This is a genomic window from Croceitalea vernalis (genome assembly GCF_031846405.1).
In the GTDB taxonomy this organism is placed as follows: Bacteria; Bacteroidota; Bacteroidia; order Flavobacteriales; family Flavobacteriaceae; genus Croceitalea; species Croceitalea vernalis.
Map to the genome: position 1 here is coordinate 107,561 of NZ_JAVRHU010000002.1, position 22,024 is coordinate 129,584.

Genomic DNA, 22,024 nt, shown 5'->3' on the forward strand with positions numbered 1-22,024 from the left:
TTGGGTTTGTCGAGATTTTTGACCGTAAGATAAATTCAAAAACATCTAAAGTTAAAACTAACACGTAGATATACCAAACACTGTAAATACTTAAGATAAAGTATATTAAATTTTAAGATTATGACTGAGACAAAAAGTAACAACGGATTGAAGGTGATAGCAGGTCTTTTAGGGGTTATCCTGTTAGGTACTATTATTTATACCGTAAGTCTTTATCAAGACAAGAAGAAAACAACTAATGCTCTTACACAAGAGAAAGAATTAGTTGTTGAAGATTTAAATAGCTTAAAATCTGAATATGACAAAGCTATTTTAGAAAGTAATGCAACAAACGAAGAATTGGTTGCTGCAAGAGATAATATTGCACAGTACATAGATTCAGTTCAAGGTATGAAAGCTGATATTGCTTCTTTATCAAGATATAGAAGACAAGTTGGTGTTCTAAAAGCTGAAAGAGAGCAATTATTGAAACAAGTAGATTCATTAACGCAGTCTAACTCTATGTTAGCAATGCAACGTGATAGTACTTTTACAGAATTAGAAAAGCAAACAGTTTTTAATGATTCTTTAGTAGTTTCAAATACACAATTAGCTGACGCTGTAGAGCGTGGTGCTGCTCTTAACCTTTCAAGTCAAAGTATTGACGCTGTAAAAGAAAGATCAAGCGGTAAATTAGTATCAACTTCTAGAGCTAAAGCAACAGATAAGTTCAAAGTATGCTTTACTGTAGCTGATAACGTTATTGCTGAAGCTGGAGATAGAGAATTTTTTATTGAAGTGTTAGATCCTCAAGGAAACACACTTGGTGAAGGTATGACTACAACTAATGATAATGGAGGTTCTATATCTTATACTAAAGGAACAAGCTTCTACTACGAAAACAGCTCTTTAGACGTATGTGATTATATCAATAAACCAGCTGATGATTTCCAAAAAGGAAATTATATGGTGAACGTATATGATGACGGATTAAAATTATTAGGTACTTCAAAATTTACTTTGAAGTAAGCATAAACACTATCCACACTATATGACAAAAAAGGGCAATCTAAACAGATTGCCCTTTTTTATTTACAACGTTTTAACTTATTTTAAACTACCGACCATATCCTCAGGTTTTACCCATTCGTCATATTCTTCAGCTGTTACGTAGCCTAAATTGATTGCTTCTACTTTTAAGGTTGTTCCGTTCTTATGAGCTGTATTGGCAATTTCCGCAGCTTTATAGTACCCTATTTTCGTGTTCAGTGCAGTGACCAGCATTAGAGAGTTATTCAATAATGTCTTAATAGTTTCATGATTAGGTTCAATTCCAGAAGCACAATTAGTGTCAAAACTTAAACAGGCATCACCAATCAATTGTGCAGACTGTAAAATATTTGATGCCATCATTGGTTTAAAGACATTTAATTCATAATGACCTTGTGTACCGCCAACACTAATTGCAACATCATTGCCAATTACTTGTGCACATACCATAGTCAGCGCTTCACATTGGGTCGGGTTCACTTTACCAGGCATTATAGAACTACCAGGTTCGTTAGCTGGAATTATTATTTCACCAATACCAGAACGAGGCCCTGAGGCCATCATTCGAATATCATTCGCAATTTTGTTTAAAGAGACAGCTAATTGTTTTAAGGCTCCGTGACTTTCAACAATAGCATCGTGAGCGGCAAGTGCTTCAAATTTGTTTTTTGCGGTTATAAACGGTAGACCGGTGAATTCAGCAATATATTTCGCAACAACTACATCATATCCGTTCGGAGTGTTCAGCCCAGTGCCAACAGCCGTGCCACCTAGTGCTAGTTCACTAAGATGCAGAAGTGTGTTTTTTAATGCCTTTAAGCCATGATTTAATTGGGCTACATAGCCTGAAAATTCTTGACCTAAGGTTAGGGGAGTAGCATCCATTAAATGGGTACGACCAATTTTAACAACTTCACTAAATTCTTCTGATTTTCTTTCAAGGGTATCACGCAGTTGTTCTACTCCAGGTATGGTAACATCAATTATTTTTTTATAGGCAGCAATATGCATGCCTGTTGGGAAAGTATCGTTTGAAGACTGTGATTTATTTACATCATCATTAGGTTGAATAGTCTTATCTCCTTCGCCTATTTTTTTACCGGCCATTTCATGCGCTCTATTGGCTACAACTTCATTCACATTCATATTGCTTTGGGTGCCAGAACCGGTTTGCCAGATGACTAATGGAAATTGTTCATCATGTTTACCGTCTAAAATTTCATCACAAACCGCAGCAATTAGGTCTCTTTTTTCAATCGTTAATACTCCAAGTTCATGATTGGTATAGGCTGCGGCTTTTTTTAAATAGGCAAATCCATAAACAACTTCTAGAGGCATAGATCCAACAGGTCCTATTTTAAAGTTATTTCTTGAGCGTTCTGTTTGTGCTCCCCAATACTTATCAGCAGGTACTTTTACCTCGCCCATAGTATCTTTTTCTATTCTATAATCCATAATGCATGTTTTCTATTTACAAAGGTAAAGTTTAGCCTTTTTAAAATTCTTGATTTTGTCGGATTCTGATAATTTTTTTAAATCGATTTGCAATTTTCCCTCTTTTCAAAGTATCTTTGTTGTATAAAATTATATTCATGGTAGAGTTTGACCAATATCTCGGATTTTTAGCCTTTTTAACCATCCTTACTATAGGATTTTGGTTAATGATATTTTTATTGACGTTTGTAGTGCCTTATTGGTTGGGTGGAAACTTGCTTGAAATGTGGAAAGAACGTCAAGCTGAAAGAAAAGCTAAGCGCAACGAATAGAAAATATATAGATAAAAAAAAGGAGCCATTTGGCTCCTTTTTTTATGCTCCAAATTCTTCTCCACCGCCATCATCATCGTTCTCTCTTCCTTGGCTCCGTTTTTTCTTCTGGTTGAATCTGTAGGTAAAAGAAAGGTTGTAACTTCTGACTCTACGTTGAAATTCACTATCCGTTAAAAAGAATGATGTGGATGTTTCACTGACTCTTTTACGGCTATTAAACACATCATTAATGTTTATGGCTAAAGAGGCTTTGTCTTTAAATAAATCTTTACTAAAGGCTAAGCTCATTGAAAATATACCTTGACTTATAGTTTGTGCATTTTCCGTGGGTCCTCTGTAGAATAATCTTGTTTGCCAATCAATTTTTGAGGGTAATGTAATTTTATTATTTAAGCGTACGAACCAGCTTAAATTTTCTGCATCAAAATTTTGACCATTAAAATCGCCTCGTGTTACCAACTGAAATAAGTTGATATTTCCATTAATATTCCACTTTCTTGAAGGACGGTAGTTGGAATTAAGTTCAAAACCATATCTGTCGTTCTTAGCTAAATTAACGGGTGTTCTTCTCAAAATACTAACTTCTTCTCCATCAAAAATGGTGTTTTCACCGGTGTCCTCCGTTATAAAGGTGATAACATCTGTTGCTCTTTGAAAGTATACGGAACTGCTAAGGGTTAATTTTTCAAAACGTTTCAAATAGCCTAAATCAATTTGATTTGAAAAAGAAGGTGTCAAGTTAGGGTTGCCTTGAAAAAGGTTCGTTGGACTTGATCTTGATGGAAACGGGTTAAGAAAAAAGGAACGTGGTCTTCGTATTCTTCTATTATAACCTAATTGAAAACTTTCTCTTTCGCTTATCTCATAGTTTAGGTTTAATGTTGGGAATAGGCCATCAAAATTGTTACGATTAAAATCACCAGTTTCAATTTGGTTGATGATTAATCTCGTTGCTTCATAACGTAAACCACTCAAAAATGAGAATTTATTGATTTTGGTTCCGAACTGAGTATAGAAGGCATTAATAGTTTCTTTAAAATTCAGAACATTACTTGGATTGGTAATGCCAAGCTCGTCAATAGTAGGTTGTATAAAAGCGACATCATAATCAGTATCTAGTCTATTAAAATCACCCCTATAACCCATTTCAAATTGACCTGATTTGCCAACTGGAACCACATAATCTGTTTGTAGAAATATCCGTTGCTGATCTTCATCAGTTCTTACACTTTCACTATCAAATCCATTCTGAACAATTAAAGACTCTTCAAGTTCATCACTAGTTTCAAACTGAAATGCAAAGGTGAGTTTGTGGTCAGAGTTACCATTAAATTGCTTGTCGTAGTTTAAGCCGTATTGAAAAGTTTTGTCATCTTCAGTTTCGGGATCAAATCGAAAACCTGATGAGATGTTTCCTAAGGCATCTTCTTGAGAAAAGTTATTCGTGGTTTCACTACTATTATCTGAGTTTCTAATGAAAATAGTTTGGGTAATAGAGGCAGTTTCATTTACGTACCATTCTACCCCAAAATTCACATTAAAGCCTTTTCGTAATCTTTCAAAATCTCTCAGCTCAGTAATACCATTGGTAAAAACGCCATTAGCATCAAAAAAATCAGTATCTGTTAAAGAGTTTCCTGGACCTTTTCTATAGTTATAGCCGGCATTGGTGAAAATATTTAAGTCCCCAGTTCTGTAATTAATGTTCCCATTAATACCAGCTCTAGTTGGGTAGCCTAAATTGGTTGTTATGGCACCATTAAGTCCTTGTAATTTACTTCTTCTAAGTATAATATTGATGATTCCACCGGATCCTTCAGCATCATATCTAGCGGAAGGTGAGGTGATAACTTCTACTTTTTCAATAGACTCCGCGGGCAGTTGTTGTAGAGCTTCGGCACTATTAAGACCAGTAATTGCGGATGGTTTACCATTGATTAAAATTCTAACATCATCATTGCCTCTTAGCTGCACATTACCCTCAACATCTACAGAAACTGAAGGAACATTATCAAGGACATCACTAACGGTACCCCCGCTTACGGTTAGGTCAGAACCTACATTATAAATCTTTTTGTCCAGCCTTAGTTCAACTGTAGTTCTTTCTGCGATAACTTCCACTTCATCTAATTGGGCGACATCGATTGACATTTCAATCTTACCTAAATCTGTGTTGGCCCTAAGTAGCTGTCTTTCTTTTTTATAGGTAGCATAAGAAATGTACTCTACAGATATGTTGTACATACCTGGCAATGTCTCTACATTGAACTGACCATTCTCGTTTGTAATCCCTCCTGTTACTTTGTCCGGCTCTCTAACGCTTTGTAATATGAAGGTCGCGTACTCTAAAGGATCGCCAGTATCTTTATCAATAACTGTTCCTGTGATTTTAATTGGGCTAAGATTTTGTGGTCTTTGGGCTTGTACAAAACTTAATGACAACAATAAAATTACTGGTAACAGTTTATTCATATTATTCTATGTTTTTTTTCTTCTTTTTTTTCTTCTTTTTTTTCTTGGTCTGAAAACGTTTCTCTTGTAGTTCTACAAATGCGTTGAATTTATCTTCAGGTAATCCAGCTTTAAGCTCAGCAGTTTGCAGGTCAGCAAGTTTTTCATACTCTTCCTGCATTTTCTTCGGTTCAAGCTTTAAAATTTGAAGTTCTATTCGTTTTGTAACATATTTTACTAACGTAGAACGAACAACCGCCTGTTCAAAAGGATCTAATTCTAAAGTTTCTGATATTCTTGGCATTTGGTCATCAACTAGCTCTTCTGCAGTCTTTGGTTTAGGTTCTTCAGTTGGAGTCGGTGTTTGTGGAATAGCACTTCTTTGCCGTTGACGTCCGTACTGATTGCCATAACCGTATTGCGCCGCAATAGTTGTAGCATTCAAAAAAAGTATTAAAAAAATGACTTGAATAATTACCTTCATGATTTCTTAAGATTTCAAAATTACCCCAAGGTTTAAGCCTTGTTGGTTAATAGTTTGTTAAATAGATATTTTTCTTAAACAAATTAAGATATGATTAACTTTTTAGGACTCCTGCTGTCCCATCATCATCAAAAATGCTTTTAAAAACTGACTAATATCTCCATCCATAACAGCATCTACATTGCCAGTTTCTTGAGCCGTTCGAACGTCTTTTACCAGTTTATAGGGGTGCATGACATAATTTCTTATTTGCGAACCCCATTCAATTTTCATTTTTGATGATTCTATTTCTTGTCGAGCTTCCTGTTTTTTTCTAAGCTCAATTTCATATAACTGCGATTTCAACATTTTCATAGCCGTGGCCCTATTATCATGTTGTGAACGTGAATCAGAGCATGAAATCTGAATACCACTTGGCTTATGGACCAATTGAACTTTCGTTTCTACTTTATTCACATTTTGTCCTCCAGCCCCACTTGATCGAGCGGTGGTTATTTCAATATCTGAAGGGTTTACATCAATTTCAATAGTATCATCTACAAGCGGATAAACATAAACAGAGGCAAAAGAGGTATGTCTTTTTGCATTACTATCAAAAGGAGAAATACGTACCAATCGGTGTACCCCATTTTCGCCTTTTAACCACCCAAAGGCATATTCACCCTCAATCTCTAAAGTAACCGTTTTTATTCCAGCTACATCACCTTCTTGATAATTGAGTTCTTTTACCTTGTAACCCTTTTTTTCACTCCACATCAAATACATTCGCATTAGCATTGCGGCCCAATCACAACTCTCGGTTCCGCCTGCACCCGCAGTTATTTGCAGTACTGCGGTGAGCTCATCTCCTTCATCTGAGAGCATGTTTTTAAACTCAAGATTCTCAATTAATTCAACCGCATTGTTATGCTTCAATGTAACTTCATCTTCTTCGACTTCTCCTTCTTGCTGAAATTCAAGTAAAACCTCTAAATCATTAACCAAAGTTTGTGCCGAATTAAAGTCTTCAACCCATCTTTTTTTCGATTTAATAGATTGCATTTGTTTTTGAGCTTCTTGCGGGTTATCCCAAAATCCAGGCTCTAAGGTTTTTTCTTCTTCATTCTCTATTTCGATAAGTTTGGCATCAATGTCAAAGATACCTCCTTAACGCGCCAAGGCGATCTATAAGACCTTTATGTTGATCTGTAGTTATCATTCAAAGTATTTCGGGCAAAAATAAGGTTTCACTTTTGTTGAACAACCAAATTTGTATAAATTTAGAATTCAATATACCAATCATGACTGTGAAACTAAGACTCCTTTTTTTATCTCTATTCTCTTTTATTTACGCAAATGCTCAGGACTTTGAAATGACCAAGGACTTTCAAAAATTCAATGGCTACTTTAATTACTATTACGATGATGCAAATGATAAAATTTACCTACAAGTTGATGAATTAGACAAAGACTTTCTATACGTCTATTCGTTAAGTAGTGGAATAGGAAGTAATGATATTGGTTTAGATCGAGGACAATTGGGAAATGAGCAAGTTGTATTTTTTAAAAAAGCAGGAAATAAATTACTGTTAGTTCAACCTAATCTTAAGTTTAGAGCTTTAACCAATAATGAATTAGAGCGTAAGTCAGTAGAACAAGCATTTGCTAAATCTGTTTTACATGGTTTTTCTATCAAAGAAGAATCAAAAGGAAGCTACCTTATTGACATGACTGATTTTCTAATGCGAGATGCGCATGGAGTTTCTGGAAGGTTAAAACGAACGCAACAAGGTTCATACAGTTTAGATAAATCAAAAAGCGCTTTTGCTTTTGAAAGAACAAAGGCCTTTCCTAAAAATATAGAGTTTGATGTAACGCTTACGTTTAAAGGCGAACCTAAGGGTAGCTATATTCGTTCGGTAGCTCCAAACGCTAGCTTAGTTACTGTTGCACAGCACCATTCCCTAATTGAACTGCCAGATGACAACTTTAAAAAAAGAGTCTTTGATTCGCGTAGCGGTTCTAACCCTTTTAGTTATTACGATTATTCTACCCCAGTTCAAGAGCCAATTTTAAAACGTTATGTTACTAGGCACCGTTTGGAAAAGAAGAATCCTGGGGCAGAAATTAGTGAAGCGGTAGAACCAATTGTTTATTATTTAGATAATGGTACACCGGAGCCTGTTCGTTCGGCTCTTTTAGATGGTGGAAGATGGTGGAATCAAGCTTTTGAAGCTGCTGGTTATAAAGATGCCTTTCAGTTAAAAATGTTGCCCGATGATGCGGACCCTTTAGATGCACGCTATAATGTTATTCAATGGGTGCATCGCTCTACGAGGGGTTGGAGTTATGGAAGCAGTATCAAAGATCCTCGAACAGGCGAAATTATTAAAGGTCATGTAAGTTTAGGAAGTCTCAGAATTCGCCAAGATTTTTTAATTGCACAGGCTTTAATGAACAAGCCCTTTGCAGAACGTGATGATAATTATCAGCCAATGCTTGATTTGGCTTTGGCTAGAATTCGTCAGCTATCTGCTCATGAAATAGGACATACTTTAGGATTTGCGCACAATTTTGCCGCAAGTACTAACGGTAGAGCATCAGTGATGGATTATCCCCATCCGCAATTTGAACTTAAAAATGGTGAAATTGACTTTTCGAATGCTTATGATACAGGTATAGGGGAATGGGATAATGTTACGGTGGCGTATTCCTATGCTGAATTTTCAAAAGGTGCTAATGAAAAAGAAGAACTCAATAAAATTTTGGAGGAAGCCCAGAAGAAAGGATTGCGTTATATTTCTGACAGAGATGCTAGACCCTTGGGCGGTGCACATGCTTTAGCGCATTTATGGGACAATGGTAAAAGTATTAGCCAAGAACTTGAAGACATGTTGAAAATCAGAAAAATAGCGATAGCCAATTTTTCACCTGATAATATACGTTCTGATGAAGCATATTCGGTTTTAGAGGACGTTTTTGCACCTCTTTATTTCTTTCACCGTTATCAAACCGAAGGGGTATCTAAAGTTATTGGAGGTTTGGACTATAATTATAAATTGAAGAATGACGGTCAGCTATCTGTTGTTTCAGTTTCAAAAGAGACCCAAGAACAGGCATTAAACTCACTTTTGAAAACAATTACTCCTGAGGTTTTGGCTATTCCGAAAGAAAAACTAGTGCTTTTTCCACCAAGGGCGAAAGGCTATCCAAGAACCCGTGAGTCATTTAAAGGAAAAACTGGAGTTGCTTTTGACCCATTCAGTGCTGCGGAAACAGCTAGTAAAACTAGCTTAAGTTTATTGTTACATCATCAACGTGCTAATAGATTAGTACAGCAAAAAGCATTGGATGATAATCAATTAGGACTCTCAGATGTTGTGACTACATTACTTGATAAAACAGTTAAAGCGAAACAATCAAAAGGCTATTATGGAGAAATTCAGAAAATAGTCAATTGGCAAGTACTTCAAGAATTAATGCATTTAGCGAGTCATGATGATAGTTTTCCTCAAGTAACTGAGACTATTCTATTTGAAATGATGCGACTGAAAACCCATTTAGGAATAAAAGCAACGGATCCTAATTCTATTTTAATGAAGAAAGAGGTAGAAGGCTTTATTGGCAATCCAAAAGGATATAAAAAGAAAATTGACGCCCCGAAAATTCCTGATGGTTCACCAATTGGAATGGCTTGTTTTGATTAAGTTTTGCTTATAGCTACTATACATGGAGATAAATTTAATAAGTGATACCGTTACCAGACCTTCTGCTGGAATGTTAGATGCTATGATGACCGCAAAAGTTGGTGATGACGTATTCAAAAACGACCCGACGATAAATGCTTTAGAGGCAAAAGTTGCCGAATTTTTTGGGATGGAGGCCGCATTATTCTTTCCAAGCGGAAGTATGACCAACCAAACGGCTATCAAATTACATACCCAACCAGGTGAGCAAATAATATGCGATAAGTATGCTCACGTATATAACTATGAAGGAGGTGGAGTTAGTTTTAATAGTGGTGTTTCATGTAAGCTTGTTGACGGAAATAGAGGAATGATGAAAGCTCATCAAGTAGAATCTGCTATAAACCCTCCAGATTTTTACCATAGCCCGCTCACAAGTTTAGTTTGTATAGAAAACACAACCAATAAAGGCGGTGGGGCTTGTTGGGACTTTGATGAATTAAAAAAGATAAAAACCGTTTGTTCAAATCATAACTTAAAATACCATTTAGATGGGGCCCGATTATGGAATGCACTTGTTGCTAAAAGCGAAAACCCGAAAGATTATGGTGATTTGTTTGACTCCATAAGTGTTTGCCTGAGCAAAGGATTAGGATGCCCAGTAGGTTCTGTCTTAGTTGGTGACGCCCAATTAATTCATAATGCTATTCGAGTTCGTAAAGTATTAGGAGGCGGTATGCGTCAAGCAGGTTTTTTGGCAGCTGCTGGTATTTATGCGTTAGACCATAATATTGAAAGGTTAGCACAGGATCATCAAAAAGCCAAAGAGCTCGGAGAAGTTTTAGAAAGTCTTGACTTTATAAAAAAAGTGGAACCTTTAGAAACGAACATTGTCATTTTTGAAATTGATGAATCTAAATTAAATACGGATGATTTTATGGCTAAACTCAATGCACATAAAATTTCAATAATAGGAATGGGGCAAGGCAAGCTAAGAATGGTAACACATTTAGATTATACTGATGAGATGCATGAATCAACTTTAGTAATTCTTAAATCTATTTAGAGTTGTAAATACTCTTATTTAGATTTTTAATTCCATTTTCCATTCCAGCTTCGGAAGAATAGGGTTCACTAAAACCGATGAGGTTATTAGTGCTATTTTTTAAAAGAAATTGAAACTGTCCATTATGATTAGTAGTTCTCTCAATTGCAATGTTATTATCAATGTTTTCAACCATTTGGGCTACGATGTGGTCTAGCTCATTTTCTGAGTTATACCACTTACTTCTCATTAAAATTCCACCATCAGCAGACTTCACTACAAACTGATATTCGTTGTTATTTCCTTTAGTTTTTTGAATCACTTGAATAATTTTTTGTGACTTTTTTAAGAAATGAGTTTCATAATACTGTTAACCATTAATATTCAATTAACAAACACTAACAAATTATGAAAAAAGTTTTATTTATTGTTGCTTTATTTACAACGGCATTTATGAGTGCCCAAGATCTACCTGCAAACCCTGAGCCAGGTAAGTGTTACGTGCGTTGTACGACGCCAGATGTTTATACTAATGAAACTACATCGGTAGTGGTAAAACCAGCGTATAAGGTTTTAAAAACGGTACCTGCAACTTACAAAACAGTTACAGAACGTGTATTAGTAAAAGAGGAAGGTAAAAAGCTTTCCGTAGTACCTGCAAAGTGGGGAACAGAAACTGTTACTTATGTTTCTAAAGAAGGAGCAAATTCTTTAAAAATTGTTCCAGCAAGTTTTAGACCATCATCTGAAACAATTGAAATTAAACCTGCATATGCGCAATGGGAGCTAGGTTCACCTGCACCAGATTGTGCTTCAGGTAACCCAGATGATTGTCGTTATTGGTGTTATAAAGGATACCCTGCGGAATATACTACTGTAAGTACGCAATTGGTAGCTAATGACGCTTCAACGCAAAAAACTGCTATCGCAGCTAAGAATGCTAGTTACACTAAGAGAGTAATGTTGGAGCCAGCAAGAGTTGTTGAAGAGATTATTCCTGCTGTTTACGAAACCATTACAAGAACGGTATTAGATAAAGATGCTTATACAGTTGAAGAGACTATTCCTGCAGTAACTGAAACCATCACTAAAGAAGTATTGCAAACAAAAGGTGGACTTACAACTTGGAAAGAAGTTGAGTGTTCTTTAGTAGAATACCAGGCACTACCAATAAGCTGGAACTTAGGAAGCTCTACTTTAACTTCTGAAGCTAAGCGTATTATTGATTCTAGATTAATGCCAGTATTACAACAAAACCCTGGCACTAAATTAGAAATTGCTTCGCATACCGATGCCAGAGGTGGTGCATCTCCAAACCAAGATTTATCTGAAAAAAGAGCAAAAGCAGTTGCGGATTACCTAATCTCCAAAGGCGTTAACTCTAGTCTTTTAGTAGCAAACGGTTACGGAGAAAGAAAATTAAAAAACAGATGTGCTGATGGTGTTTCTTGTACTGAAAGAGAGCATGCAGCAAACAGAAGAACAGAATTTAGACTTATCAATAACTAGACACTATTTTATTAGCTATTGCAAAGAAGGGCCTCTGTTTTTAGAGGCTTTTCTTATTTATTCCGTTTTATGAATTCAAGATGATAACCAACTTCCCCATTCATACTATAACCTGAATAATCGTCCAAAATCACGCCGTTTGGGCTCAAAGCAACGAGTAGTGGAAAGACTCCTTTTTTATTGTACTTGGGCAGTAAAGCTTTATTATGTTGAAGTTGCGCTGGGGTCAATAAATCTTTGTTTCTTGGAATATCTATATATAATAGCACATAATCTTCAGAAAGTGTCTTAAACTCATTAGTTTCAAACAAATCTTTTTTAAGCATTTTACAAGGTGGGCACCAATCGCTTCCAGTAAAATATACCAAGACATTTTTATTTTCTTTTTTGGCTATTTTCAAAGTGTTTTTGTAATCGGTTTGCCAATTAGCGCTAGTTGAAGCTATGTTACTGGCACCAAAAGGATTAAAGACTAATACTGCGAAAAAATAAAAGAGAGCTTTCATTATAATAATTTATAGCAAAATACTTGCCAAGTTATTTGAATAACGAATCCATACCAGGAATATTGGGCATGCCTTCTTTGGCAACAGCTGCCAGTTCGGTTTCGTTAACCTTTGTAGCTTTTTCAATAGCCTTGTTTATAGTTAGTATGATGTAATCTTCAAGTTGCTCTTTGTCTTCTAATAAACTATCGTCAATAGTTATAGCTTTAATTTGTCTATTGGCAGTAAGGGTTACCTTTAAAAGACCGTCTGTTGAAGCTTCGTCCACCATAACAGTATCTAAACGTTTTTTAGTCTCTCCAACCTTTGCTTGGGTTTCCTTAAGCTTACCCATCATTCCCATTAAATCTCCGAACATGATACTATTTCTTTTTGTTTGTAATAACAAAACTAGTTAATTGAAATAAAACCAGGTTTAAAATCATTTTGGATTCGAGCTTTCACTTTGTTGAATCTAGCTTATTTTTGCAAAATCTTATTATTTGATTATAACAAAGCATGGCATTAAAAGCTCCGATTGCGAAAAAAGTACCTAAAGAACTTAGTATTCATGATGACGTTCGAGTTGATAATTATTATTGGTTAAATAATAGAGAAGACCAAGAAGTAATTGATTATTTGGAGGCAGAGAATAGTTTTTATGCCGAAAACACGGCTCATACAAAAGACTTTCAAGAGGTTTTATTTCATGAAATGAAAGCTAGAATTAAAGAGGACGATTCATCTGTTCCCTATAAGTTGAATGGCTATTACTATATTACGCGCTTTGAAATTGGCAAAGAGTATCCAATTCATGCTCGTAAAAAAGAAAACCTAGATAATGTTGAAGAAGTCTTATTTAATTGTAACGATTTAGCTGAAAAGCACGATTACTTTAATTTAAGAGGGATCTCAATCAGTCCAGATAACACCAAAGTGGCGTTTGGAACGGATACTGTCTCCAGACGACAATATGTTATTCAAGTAAAAGACTTAGTAACCGGTGAAGTATTTGTTGACAAAATAGAAAATACAACTGGCAGTGCTGTTTGGGCTGCTGATAATAAGACTTTTTTTTATACCAAGAAAGACCCAGTAACCTTGCGTTCCGATAAAATTTACAAGCATCGTTTGGGTACATCATCGGATGAAGATGAACTGGTTTTTCATGAACAAGATGATACTTTTAACACCTTTGTTTACAAGACGAAATCAAGAAAGTATATCATCATTGGTTCAAGCAGCACTCTTACTTCGGAATATCAAATATTACCGGCGGACAAACCAGATGATGATTTTAAAATATTTTCACCTAGAACTAGAGGCTTAGAATATTCTATTTACCATTATAATGAGAGTTTTTATGTGCTTACCAATAAAGACGAGGCGACAAACTTTAAGTTAATGATGGTTGATGAGCAGGATACATCCCATTCCAATTGGAAAGAATTTATCCCGCATCGTGAAGAAGTATTACTAGAAGGTATTGATATTTTCAAAGATTACTATGTGCTTTCGGAACGCGAATTGGGATTAAATAAATTGAAAATTGTTCGTTGGGACCAGACGAACAGTTACTATTTACCTTTTGAAAGTGAAACTTATGTCGCTGGAGGCACCACTAATGTTGACTTTGATACAGAAACCCTCCGTTATTTTTATAATGCCATGTCTTCGCCTTATGCAGTTATTGATTTTAATATGCGAACCAAGGAAAAGCAAATTTTAAAAGAACAAGAAGTACTCGGTGGTCAGTTTGATAAAGGAAACTATGAATCTAAGCGTATTTGGGCAGTTGCAAAGGACGGAGTTGAAATTCCGGTTTCGTTAGTGTATCATAAAGAAACCAAACTTGATGGAACAAGCCCGTTATTGCAATATGCTTATGGCTCATATGGCGCTACTATAGACCCCTATTTTTCGACAGTACGATTAAGTTTATTAGATAGAGGTTTTGTTTATGCGATAGCCCATATTCGTGGAGGAGAATATCTTGGCAGGCCTTGGTATGATGACGGAAAACTTTTAACTAAAAAGAACACATTTACTGATTTTATTGATGTATCTAAACATTTAATATCCGAAAAGTTTACATCACCAGAACATCTTTATGCGATGGGCGGTTCAGCTGGTGGGCTTTTAATGGGAGCAGTAATCAATATTGCACCTGAATTATATAATGGTGTTATTGCTGCGGTTCCTTTTGTTGATGTGGTTACCACTATGTTAGACGATTCTATCCCATTAACCACTGGTGAATATGATGAATGGGGTAATCCAAATGACAAAGTTTATTATGACTATATGAAATCGTATTCTCCTTATGATAATATTGAGGCCAACAACTATCCTAACATGTTAGTTACTTCTGGTCTTCATGATTCGCAAGTACAGTATTGGGAACCTGCCAAATGGGTTGCAAAGCTTAGGGCATACAAAAAGGACAATAACCAACTGTTTTTAGATACAAATATGGAGGCAGGTCATGGTGGAGCTTCTGGTCGTTTTGAAGCTTTAAAGGAAACTGCAAAGGAATATGCCTTTATTTTAGATTTAGAAGGAAAAATCTCATAAAATAAAATTTTGCTATTTTTGCACCTGTAAATAACGGATTTAAGCCCGTTTTGCAAGACCTAACTTTACTATGGATAACAAAATAAATGCCTACAATAGTATTCTAGATTTGGTTGGTGATACACCCCTTATCAAACTAAATAGAATAGCCGATTCTCTAACAGGTAATTTTTATGCAAAAGTCGAGGCTTTTAATCCTGGACATTCAGCAAAAGACCGTATTGCAGTTCATATCATAAATCAAGCAGAAGAACAGGGGCTTTTGAACCCCGATAGCACCATTATTGAAACGACTTCGGGAAATACCGGGTTTAGTTTGGCTATGGCAAGTATGGTTAAGGGCTATAAATGTATTTTGGCAGTAAGTTCAAAATCATCTCCAGATAAAATAGATATGTTACGTTCTATGGGAGCTGAGGTGTATGTATGTCCGGCTCATGTAGCTGCAGATGACCCTCGTTCTTACTACGAAGTGGCTAAAAGAGTCCATCAAGAAACTCCAGGTTCTATATACATCAATCAATATTTTAATGAATTGAATATTGAGGCGCATTATAAAACCACAGGTCCTGAAATTTGGAAACAAACCAACGGTAATATTACCCACTTAGTGGCTTGTAGCGGTACGGGAGGAACCATTTCGGGTACTGCTAGATTTTTGAAAGAACAAAATCCTGATATCAAAGTATTAGCAGTAGATGCTTACGGTTCTGTTTTAAAAAAGTACCATGAAACTGGTGAGTTTGATCATGAAGAAATTTATCCTTACCGAATTGAAGGCTTGGGTAAAAACTTGATTCCAAAGGCAACAGATTTTAATACTATTGACAGATATATTAAGGTGACGGATGCTGAGAGTGCTCATATGGCTCGCAAAATCGCACATGCTGAAGGCATGTTCGTGGGTTATACCAGTGGTGCTGCCATGCAGGCAACTATACAGTACAATACTGAAGGTGAATTTAACGAAGACAGTAATGTTGTGGTTATTTTCCCTGATCACGGATCTCGCTATATGAGTAAAATATACAGTGATGAGTGGATGGACAACCAGGGTTTTTTCGATGCGAAAAACTCCGTGGCTCCAAAAGAGATTCAATATATAAAGTAATATTTTCAACAATATTTAAAAAGGCAACGATCTGTAGAGCGTTGCCTTTTTGTTTGTAAATATGTCATTGCATGGTTGAATAAATTACATATTTTTGCATTCAATTTAATTTTTGGTTAGATGAGAGATTTATTTGAGAGGATTATCGAGAACAAAGGCCCTTTGGGCAAGTGGGCATCACAAGCTGAAGGCTATTTTGTTTTTCCAAAATTGGAAGGACCGATATCTAATAGAATGAAGTTTCAAGGAAAAGAAGTTATCACTTGGAGTGTTAATGATTACTTGGGTTTAGCGAATCTACCAGAAGTTAAAAAAGTAGATGGTGACGCTGCTTATGAGCATGGCTCTGCATACCCAATGGGTGCACGTATGATGAGTGGTCACACTGATTTTCATGAGCAATTAGAGCAAGAATTAGCCGAATTTGTTGATAAAGAATCTGCGTATTTGTTGAACTTCGGATACCAAGGTATTATGTCAGCCGTTGATGCCTTAGTCGCAAAAGATGATATTATCGTTTATGATGTAGACTGTCATGCTTGTATTATTGACGGGGTACGATTACATGTTGGAAAACGATTTACGTTTAAACACAACGATGTTGAAAGTTTAGAGAAAAACTTAGAGCGTGCTACTAAGATGGCTAACGAAACCGGAGGTGGAATTTTAGTAATTTCTGAGGGTGTATTTGGTATGCGTGGTGAGCAAGGTATTCTTAAAGAAATCGTTGCCCTTAAGAAAAAATACAATTTTAGATTATTGGTTGACGATGCTCATGGATTTGGAACGCTAGGTAAAACTGGTGCTGGAGCAGGTGAGGAGCAAGGTATACAAGACGATATTGACGTTTATTTCGCAACTTTCGCCAAGTCAATGGCTGGTATCGGTGCATTTTTAGCTGCGGATAAAGAAATTATAGACTATTTAAAATACAATTTACGTTCACAAATGTTCGCAAAATCGTTACCCATGATTTATGTGAAAGGAGCCTTAAAACGCTTGAACATGTTACGAACTATGCCAGAGTTAAAAAACAAACTTTGGGAGAATGTAGACGCATTACAGAACGGTTTAAAAGAACGTGGATTTAATATTGGTACAACAACAAGTTGTGTTACACCAGTATATTTGAATGGTAGCATACCTGAAGCAATGGCTTTGGTAAAAGACCTTAGAGAAAATCACGGTATATTCTGTTCAATTGTGGTATACCCAGTAATACCTAAAGGCTTAATCTTGTTGAGAATGATTCCAACGGCGACGCATACCTTGCAAGATGTTGCGGAGACTTTAGAGGCCTTTTCTATCATTAGAGAGCGTTTGGAGAACGGAACATACAAAAGATTATCTGCTGCTGTTGCTGCTGCAATGGGGGAGTAATTCAGAAAGAACACCTTTTAATTTCTGGGTAGAAAGCGATAAGTGAAACGACCTTTTTGCAAGAGATTATCTATCCCATTCAATGGTAGTTGGGTAGTTAGTTTTTTCTATATAAATCAACATATCGTATGAGTTTGATAGGTTGATATTCATCGAAACATTTTTTTTATCGCTAAAAGATTCAGAGATATCTGTTCTAATAGGTAATTCTTGATTTAGAATACTGCTTTGCTGATAAGCTGAATTTCCAGTATAAAACCTTATGTCAAAAAATAAATAAGGACTCTGAAAACTATCAAAATCTTTAGTAAGTGAATTTGTCTTCATTTTCGGTAATGTCCATTTTTTGAATCCATTTGATGAAAATGCTCCAAAATCTCCTTCATTAAACGTAAAACCAATAGCATAATATTGGTCATCAAACCACTCGCTTAAATAATAACCTAGAATGTCATAGTCAAACAATACCGACTTTTTCACAACGTGACCATTATGTGCCCAAATAGCTATTTTACTATTTTCTCCAAGGTAATCCATGCACCAAAGTACATTTCTTGTTGAAAACTGATCTCTAAACTCTACCTTCAGGTAGAATTCATCTTGCGAAATATATGTGGCATATTGCCTTGTTATTTCGGCTATTCTCAAAGCTATTTCATACTTTTCTTTGCCACCAGTTTCTATCAGTAAGGCAATATTGTTTTCAAGAGTATCTTTAATTGCGTAATAGAGATTCCAGTATGAAAGAATCTCAACTTGTTCATGTTTTTCAAAGGCAACAATTTTCCTTTCATTAGTTAAGCTTTCAATGAGTTCTTCACTTGAATTCAAATAAGCCTTAAAATAGCTTGAAAGCCAAGCCAAATTGTGATTCATGGCCGTCATTTCCATTCCAAATACTTGAAAAGGTTTATTTGCTGTTAAGTTGTAGTTTCTGATATCAAGAAGTAAGTCTTTAAATTCTTGGGTTCTATAGGTGAACCATCCTGATGCTGCAATTAGTTTATCAATATCTCCAATACCATTGGTTACATAATCATTCCATAAAAGTGCTTGACCAAAGTCTACTTCTAATACTAAACCATTGAAATCTTTTTCAATTAATTTCTTAATTATTTGGTGCTTAATCTCATAACATTCTTTGGTGTAGTGGCTAACCTCGCCTAAACCTATTATTCGAGTACTGTCTGCAATTTTTTCTATATGATTTGATAAAACTTCAGAGTCTATTGTTTTGAAAGGAAAGATATACTGATTTGAATTTTTTAAATAAGACTGCCCAAAAACCTGAGAACCAGTTAAGACTATAACCGTAGTCACTATTATTCGAAATAGACTTATCATAAGGTTTTGTTATTTATCTCTTTTAAATCGCATGTTTAATTTTCATTATTGAATCCAATTTCAGTGATTTCACTTATCTGAATAACTGGCTGAATATTGGTATAGTTCTTAAAATCACCAACTATAGTTTCTATATGTTGACCAATAGCTTGTTGATATGCTGTTATGTCTTTGATGTAAAAATACCCAACCGCTAAATAAGGAACTTGGGTATCAGGTGATCTACCTGAGATGCCTTTATCAATTTCATAAAACTTCAAATTATCACCTAAATATCTGGATACCATAGGCATATGGTTACTTTTGTAATAGTTCATGTCAAAAGTTTTACCTTCTCCATTCGCATATAAAATGCTTACTTTAAAGAGTTTGTTATCGGGTTCTGAAATGTGAATTAATTGATGGGTACTACAACTTGACAAACCAACTAATGAAAAAATAAAAATGGAATAAACTAGTTTGTATTTCATCATTCAAAATATTTATATGAGAATAGTTTTAATTGCTTCCATTCATTTTAACCATCATATTTTTGACTGCGCTACATTATATTAAATAATAGAGCTTTATGGAATCTCTTCTAAGTTATAAAAAAACTCGTAAGACATTAAAAATTAGTAGTTTAAATACTACTGAAATCAAAGTTCTTATTAGCAATAGTTACAAGTCTTTTCTATAGGTGCGTCTGCGTTTGTGGGTTACGGGGTTAAAATGTTTCCAGATTTGGGCAATAGCTGTATTTTCTTCTAGCTCAGGTGTGCGAATACAGGTTTCTATACCCTTTTCAGTAAACGTATTATGGTACTCGTTAAATATGACAGCTGTAACACCTTTATTTTGATAAGATGGGTGGACGCCTATTAAATAGAAAATAACGTCTTTACTATGTTTTTTAGCTTTTAGTAAATGAAAAATTCCAGTGGGAAAGAGCTTGCCCTTCGCTTTTTGCAATGCTTGTGAAAATGACGGCATGACAATGGCAAAAGCTACCAATGTATCTTCTTTATCTACAATAAATTTGATGTATTCTGGGTTGATAAAACTGATATACTTCTTTTTAAAATACTCTTTTTGAACATCAGTAATCTTTACAAAGGAGGCCAAGCTTGCATAACTATCATTGAACAAATCAAACATGGCATCTACCCAAGGCATAATTTCTTTGCTTGATGTAAAGTTGATAGGTCGCAACTGGTAACGTTTTTTAATGAGCATGTTGGCTTTAGCAAAGAACTTTGGATCGGCATTCTTGGAGGGAAATTTATTTTCTAAATACTCTTTTTCTTTAACAAAGCCATGCTCTTCAAAGTGCGATTGGTAATACGGATGGTTGTACCAAGTAATCATTGTGCCAATATGGTCAAAACCCTCAATCAATACTCCGACTTTATCTAAGTTTGAGAAACCGACGGGGCCTTCCAAATAAGTTAGTTCGTGAGCTTTTCCAATTTCGTTCACCTTTTCAAGTAGTGCTTTTGAAACATTAAAATCATCAATAAAATCAAACCAGCCGAAACGCATTTTTTTTAGCCGTTGTTCTTTTACTTCAATCCAGTTGACTATTGCCGCCACACGACCTACAATTTGGTTATTTTGATAGGCAAGAAAAAAACGGGCCTCCGCGCTATGAAAAGCTGGGTTCTTATCTTTATTAAAGGTTTCTAATTCATCTTTTATAATAGGTGGCACCCAATATTGATTATCCTTATAAAGTTCAAAGGGGAATTTTACAAATGCTTTAAAATCAGATTTTGAAGTTACTTCTTTGATGGTGACCATTCCAAATATTTTGAATAGTCAATATTAGCAATATTCTTGGCAGCAGAAAAACTTAAAAATCAATATCGTCTTTCTTTTTTTTACGCTTCTTTTTCTTAATCTTTTTGGGCTTATTCTTTTTCATTGCGCCCTTCTTAATTTTACCTACTGCATCTTGTTCCTCAATTGGTATAAGCTGGTCTTTATGAAAATCTAATCGGTAAGAAACACCTGTTGCAATAAACATTCTTGAAGGCGTATTTTTAAAACTACCGCCTAAACTAAAATCAGCCTGAAAGGTAGGATTGAATAAATAGGCAAAACCAGTTCGTATCAAGGCATCAGAATATCGGTCGCTATCAATGCCTTGATGTTCCGCAAAAATGCTCCATTTTGGGTTTCTAAAAGCATGAGATAGTGAAATCGTATAATTCAATTCTGGAAAATCAGTGGTGATCCTATCATAAGCCACATTTGTAATTAAAACCCATCTTGGCGTTAATCTGCTTTGGGTTGCAATCATTGCTCTATATGATAGGGTAGCATCTTCTGGGTAAAACGGATTATCACCTAAATTGAAGGTAGCGCCACCATATAAAGAAACTGCTGGTAATAGGTTTTTAAAATTGAACTTATGATTGGCTTTCCAGCTATATAAATTGGGTTTATTGGCTTCTGGGTTTTTAAAAGGGTCATAAACCAAGTACTTTAAACCAAGACGATTACGCGTAAAATTGGTTCTAGTTTCTTCCAATCCAAAATTATTAAAGTTTAAACTTTGGCGTATATAAGTAGCCTCATAGTTTACTTCAAGTCTTTCCAACAAAAGCCCGTATCTGAGTGATAAATCACCCCCAAAAATATTCGAGTCCTGATTTAAAAGCCCGTGATCTCGTTGTTCATATAACAAACCAAATTCTGCCTGTACAACGTTTTTACCAACAGCGTAGGCACTAACTGATAAACCTGGTCTATTTGAATTAATAACATCAGTATATTGAGCAATACCCAATAATGGAAGTAAAATGAATGCTAGTAAAAGTCGATTTAAGATTGCCATAGACTGATTTTAATACTATTTTAAGAAACGATTTTGTAGATTATAAGACTTACAGTGTAATTTTGAATCAATAGCAAACAGTAATATGGTTTTATTACAAACGATTTTAATACTAATATTCGTATACTACGGTATTAAATTACTTCTGAAATGGCTCGCGCCTCGTATATTTAACTATGCAGTAAAGAAAACCGAAGAACGATTTGGGCAACAATTTGGTAACTACCAAGATTTTGGCAGTAATGCTAGAACGGAAGGTGAGACTTCTGTTAATAAACACGGCAAGCCAAAATCAAATCCTTCAAAAAAAGTTGGAGAATATATAGATTTTGAGGAAATTGACTGATCTTTGAGTCCTCA

General features: G+C 35.3%; 20 protein-coding genes. 9 read left to right on the forward strand and 11 right to left on the reverse strand.

Annotated features, from left to right (window positions below):
• Positions 1 to 120 precede the first annotated feature (120 nt).
• On the forward strand, positions 121 to 1,008 hold the full coding sequence (locus RM520_RS06895; protein WP_311387453.1) for a DUF8428 domain-containing protein: 888 nt from the start codon (positions 121 to 123) through the stop codon (positions 1,006 to 1,008).
• Between the two features lie 78 nt (positions 1,009 to 1,086).
• On the opposite strand, the gene fumC is transcribed toward RM520_RS06895, so the two are convergent.
• Positions 1,087 to 2,484 (reverse strand): class II fumarate hydratase, encoded by a 1,398-nt coding sequence (fumC, locus tag RM520_RS06900; RefSeq protein ID WP_311384989.1) that lies wholly within the window; start codon positions 2,482 to 2,484, stop codon positions 1,087 to 1,089.
• Positions 2,485 to 2,621: 137 nt separating this feature from the next.
• Here fumC and RM520_RS06905 point away from each other — a divergent pair, with 137 nt between their 5' ends.
• A complete protein-coding gene (locus tag RM520_RS06905; protein WP_311384990.1) occupies positions 2,622 to 2,795 on the forward strand; it encodes a hypothetical protein in 174 nt (57 codons plus the stop codon).
• A 42-nt stretch (positions 2,796 to 2,837) separates the two neighbouring features.
• Here RM520_RS06905 and RM520_RS06910 read toward each other — a convergent pair whose 3' ends face one another.
• The 3 genes from RM520_RS06910 to prfB form a co-directional block, all read right to left on the reverse strand.
• A complete protein-coding gene (locus tag RM520_RS06910; protein WP_311384991.1) occupies positions 2,838 to 5,270 on the reverse strand; it encodes a TonB-dependent receptor in 2,433 nt (810 codons plus the stop codon).
• Position 5,271: 1 nt separating this feature from the next.
• Entirely contained in the window at positions 5,272 to 5,733 is a 462-nt protein-coding gene (locus tag RM520_RS06915) for a hypothetical protein (RefSeq protein ID WP_311384992.1), read from the reverse strand.
• 102 nt (positions 5,734 to 5,835) lie between these two features.
• Positions 5,836 to 6,931 (reverse strand): peptide chain release factor 2 gene (gene prfB / locus RM520_RS06920; protein ID WP_311384993.1). Its coding sequence is split into 2 segments (ribosomal slippage): positions 5,836 to 6,867 and positions 6,869 to 6,931, totalling 1,095 coding nucleotides; the frame shifts between segments, so codons are not numbered across the junction.
• A gap of 82 nt (positions 6,932 to 7,013) precedes the next feature.
• On the opposite strand from prfB, the gene RM520_RS06925 reads away from it, so the two are divergent.
• Both RM520_RS06925 and RM520_RS06930 read left to right on the forward strand, forming a co-directional pair.
• Positions 7,014 to 9,419, forward strand: coding sequence for a zinc-dependent metalloprotease (locus RM520_RS06925; RefSeq protein WP_311384994.1), 2,406 nt, complete (start codon positions 7,014 to 7,016; stop codon positions 9,417 to 9,419).
• Between the two features lie 22 nt (positions 9,420 to 9,441).
• Positions 9,442 to 10,464, forward strand: coding sequence for a threonine aldolase family protein (locus RM520_RS06930; protein ID WP_311384995.1), 1,023 nt, complete (start codon positions 9,442 to 9,444; stop codon positions 10,462 to 10,464).
• Here RM520_RS06930 and RM520_RS06935 read toward each other — a convergent pair.
• Entirely contained in the window at positions 10,457 to 10,765 is a 309-nt protein-coding gene (locus RM520_RS06935; RefSeq protein WP_311384996.1) for a YegP family protein, read from the reverse strand. The two genes, RM520_RS06930 and RM520_RS06935, sit on opposite strands and share 8 nt — an antisense overlap.
• A gap of 86 nt (positions 10,766 to 10,851) precedes the next feature.
• Between RM520_RS06935 and RM520_RS06940 the strand changes: the two genes are divergently transcribed.
• A complete protein-coding gene (locus RM520_RS06940) occupies positions 10,852 to 11,952 on the forward strand; it encodes an OmpA family protein (RefSeq protein WP_311384997.1) in 1,101 nt (366 codons plus the stop codon).
• A 53-nt stretch (positions 11,953 to 12,005) separates the two neighbouring features.
• Here RM520_RS06940 and RM520_RS06945 read toward each other — a convergent pair whose 3' ends face one another.
• Together RM520_RS06945 and RM520_RS06950 are read right to left on the reverse strand one after the other, a co-directional pair.
• The gene (locus tag RM520_RS06945) at positions 12,006 to 12,458 is read right to left on the reverse strand and encodes a thioredoxin family protein (protein ID WP_311384998.1); all 453 of its coding nucleotides are present in this window, start codon (positions 12,456 to 12,458) and stop codon (positions 12,006 to 12,008) included.
• 31 nt (positions 12,459 to 12,489) lie between these two features.
• The gene (locus tag RM520_RS06950; RefSeq protein WP_311384999.1) at positions 12,490 to 12,816 is read right to left on the reverse strand and encodes a YbaB/EbfC family nucleoid-associated protein; all 327 of its coding nucleotides are present in this window, start codon (positions 12,814 to 12,816) and stop codon (positions 12,490 to 12,492) included.
• Between the two features lie 140 nt (positions 12,817 to 12,956).
• On the opposite strand from RM520_RS06950, the gene RM520_RS06955 reads away from it, so the two are divergent.
• The 3 genes from RM520_RS06955 (at position 12,957) to capB (ending at position 17,502) form a co-directional block, all read left to right on the forward strand.
• Positions 12,957 to 15,011 (forward strand): S9 family peptidase, encoded by a 2,055-nt coding sequence (locus tag RM520_RS06955; RefSeq protein WP_311385000.1) that lies wholly within the window; start codon positions 12,957 to 12,959, stop codon positions 15,009 to 15,011.
• A 70-nt stretch (positions 15,012 to 15,081) separates the two neighbouring features.
• Positions 15,082 to 16,122: a cysteate synthase gene (capA, locus tag RM520_RS06960; protein WP_311385001.1), complete on the forward strand. Its 1,041-nt coding sequence runs from the start codon at positions 15,082 to 15,084 to the stop codon at positions 16,120 to 16,122.
• A gap of 120 nt (positions 16,123 to 16,242) precedes the next feature.
• The gene (gene capB / locus RM520_RS06965; protein ID WP_311385002.1) at positions 16,243 to 17,502 is read left to right on the forward strand and encodes a cysteate-C-fatty acyltransferase; all 1,260 of its coding nucleotides are present in this window, start codon (positions 16,243 to 16,245) and stop codon (positions 17,500 to 17,502) included.
• A gap of 66 nt (positions 17,503 to 17,568) precedes the next feature.
• Here capB and RM520_RS06970 read toward each other — a convergent pair whose 3' ends face one another.
• From RM520_RS06970 to RM520_RS06985, 4 genes are all read right to left on the reverse strand, one after another.
• Positions 17,569 to 18,846 carry an erythromycin esterase family protein gene (locus RM520_RS06970; RefSeq protein WP_311387454.1) on the reverse strand — a complete coding sequence of 426 codons (1,278 nt, stop codon included), beginning with the start codon at positions 18,844 to 18,846 and terminating at the stop codon, positions 17,569 to 17,571.
• A 35-nt stretch (positions 18,847 to 18,881) separates the two neighbouring features.
• Complete coding sequence (locus tag RM520_RS06975; protein ID WP_311385004.1) at positions 18,882 to 19,316, reverse strand: EthD family reductase; 435 nt, start codon at positions 19,314 to 19,316, stop codon at positions 18,882 to 18,884.
• A 190-nt stretch (positions 19,317 to 19,506) separates the two neighbouring features.
• A complete protein-coding gene (locus tag RM520_RS06980; protein WP_311387455.1) occupies positions 19,507 to 20,625 on the reverse strand; it encodes a GTP cyclohydrolase in 1,119 nt (372 codons plus the stop codon).
• Between the two features lie 52 nt (positions 20,626 to 20,677).
• A complete protein-coding gene (locus RM520_RS06985; protein ID WP_311387456.1) occupies positions 20,678 to 21,664 on the reverse strand; it encodes a transporter in 987 nt (328 codons plus the stop codon).
• Between the two features lie 85 nt (positions 21,665 to 21,749).
• Here RM520_RS06985 and RM520_RS06990 point away from each other — a divergent pair, with 85 nt between their 5' ends.
• Positions 21,750 to 22,010: a DUF4834 family protein gene (locus tag RM520_RS06990; protein ID WP_311385007.1), complete on the forward strand. Its 261-nt coding sequence runs from the start codon at positions 21,750 to 21,752 to the stop codon at positions 22,008 to 22,010.
• Positions 22,011 to 22,024 lie beyond the last annotated feature (14 nt).

What these genes read in the sequence shown, in the direction of transcription:
- RM520_RS06895 (WP_311387453.1), top strand. Translation starts at nt 121, where the DNA reads ATGACTGAGACAAAAAGTAACAACGGATTGAAGGTGATAGCAGGTCTT.
- fumC (WP_311384989.1), bottom strand. Translation starts at nt 2,484, where the DNA reads ATGGATTATAGAATAGAAAAAGATACTATGGGCGAGGTAAAAGTACCT.
- RM520_RS06905 (WP_311384990.1), top strand. Translation starts at nt 2,622, where the DNA reads ATGGTAGAGTTTGACCAATATCTCGGATTTTTAGCCTTTTTAACCATC.
- RM520_RS06910 (WP_311384991.1), bottom strand. Translation starts at nt 5,270, where the DNA reads ATGAATAAACTGTTACCAGTAATTTTATTGTTGTCATTAAGTTTTGTA.
- RM520_RS06915 (WP_311384992.1), bottom strand. Translation starts at nt 5,733, where the DNA reads ATGAAGGTAATTATTCAAGTCATTTTTTTAATACTTTTTTTGAATGCT.
- RM520_RS06925 (WP_311384994.1), top strand. Translation starts at nt 7,014, where the DNA reads ATGACTGTGAAACTAAGACTCCTTTTTTTATCTCTATTCTCTTTTATT.
- RM520_RS06930 (WP_311384995.1), top strand. Translation starts at nt 9,442, where the DNA reads ATGGAGATAAATTTAATAAGTGATACCGTTACCAGACCTTCTGCTGGA.
- RM520_RS06940 (WP_311384997.1), top strand. Translation starts at nt 10,852, where the DNA reads ATGAAAAAAGTTTTATTTATTGTTGCTTTATTTACAACGGCATTTATG.
- RM520_RS06945 (WP_311384998.1), bottom strand. Translation starts at nt 12,458, where the DNA reads ATGAAAGCTCTCTTTTATTTTTTCGCAGTATTAGTCTTTAATCCTTTT.
- RM520_RS06950 (WP_311384999.1), bottom strand. Translation starts at nt 12,816, where the DNA reads ATGTTCGGAGATTTAATGGGAATGATGGGTAAGCTTAAGGAAACCCAA.
- RM520_RS06955 (WP_311385000.1), top strand. Translation starts at nt 12,957, where the DNA reads ATGGCATTAAAAGCTCCGATTGCGAAAAAAGTACCTAAAGAACTTAGT.
- capA (WP_311385001.1), top strand. Translation starts at nt 15,082, where the DNA reads ATGGATAACAAAATAAATGCCTACAATAGTATTCTAGATTTGGTTGGT.
- capB (WP_311385002.1), top strand. Translation starts at nt 16,243, where the DNA reads ATGAGAGATTTATTTGAGAGGATTATCGAGAACAAAGGCCCTTTGGGC.
- RM520_RS06970 (WP_311387454.1), bottom strand. Translation starts at nt 18,846, where the DNA reads ATGATAAGTCTATTTCGAATAATAGTGACTACGGTTATAGTCTTAACT.
- RM520_RS06975 (WP_311385004.1), bottom strand. Translation starts at nt 19,316, where the DNA reads ATGAAATACAAACTAGTTTATTCCATTTTTATTTTTTCATTAGTTGGT.
- RM520_RS06980 (WP_311387455.1), bottom strand. Translation starts at nt 20,625, where the DNA reads ATGGTCACCATCAAAGAAGTAACTTCAAAATCTGATTTTAAAGCATTT.
- RM520_RS06985 (WP_311387456.1), bottom strand. Translation starts at nt 21,664, where the DNA reads ATGGCAATCTTAAATCGACTTTTACTAGCATTCATTTTACTTCCATTA.
- RM520_RS06990 (WP_311385007.1), top strand. Translation starts at nt 21,750, where the DNA reads ATGGTTTTATTACAAACGATTTTAATACTAATATTCGTATACTACGGT.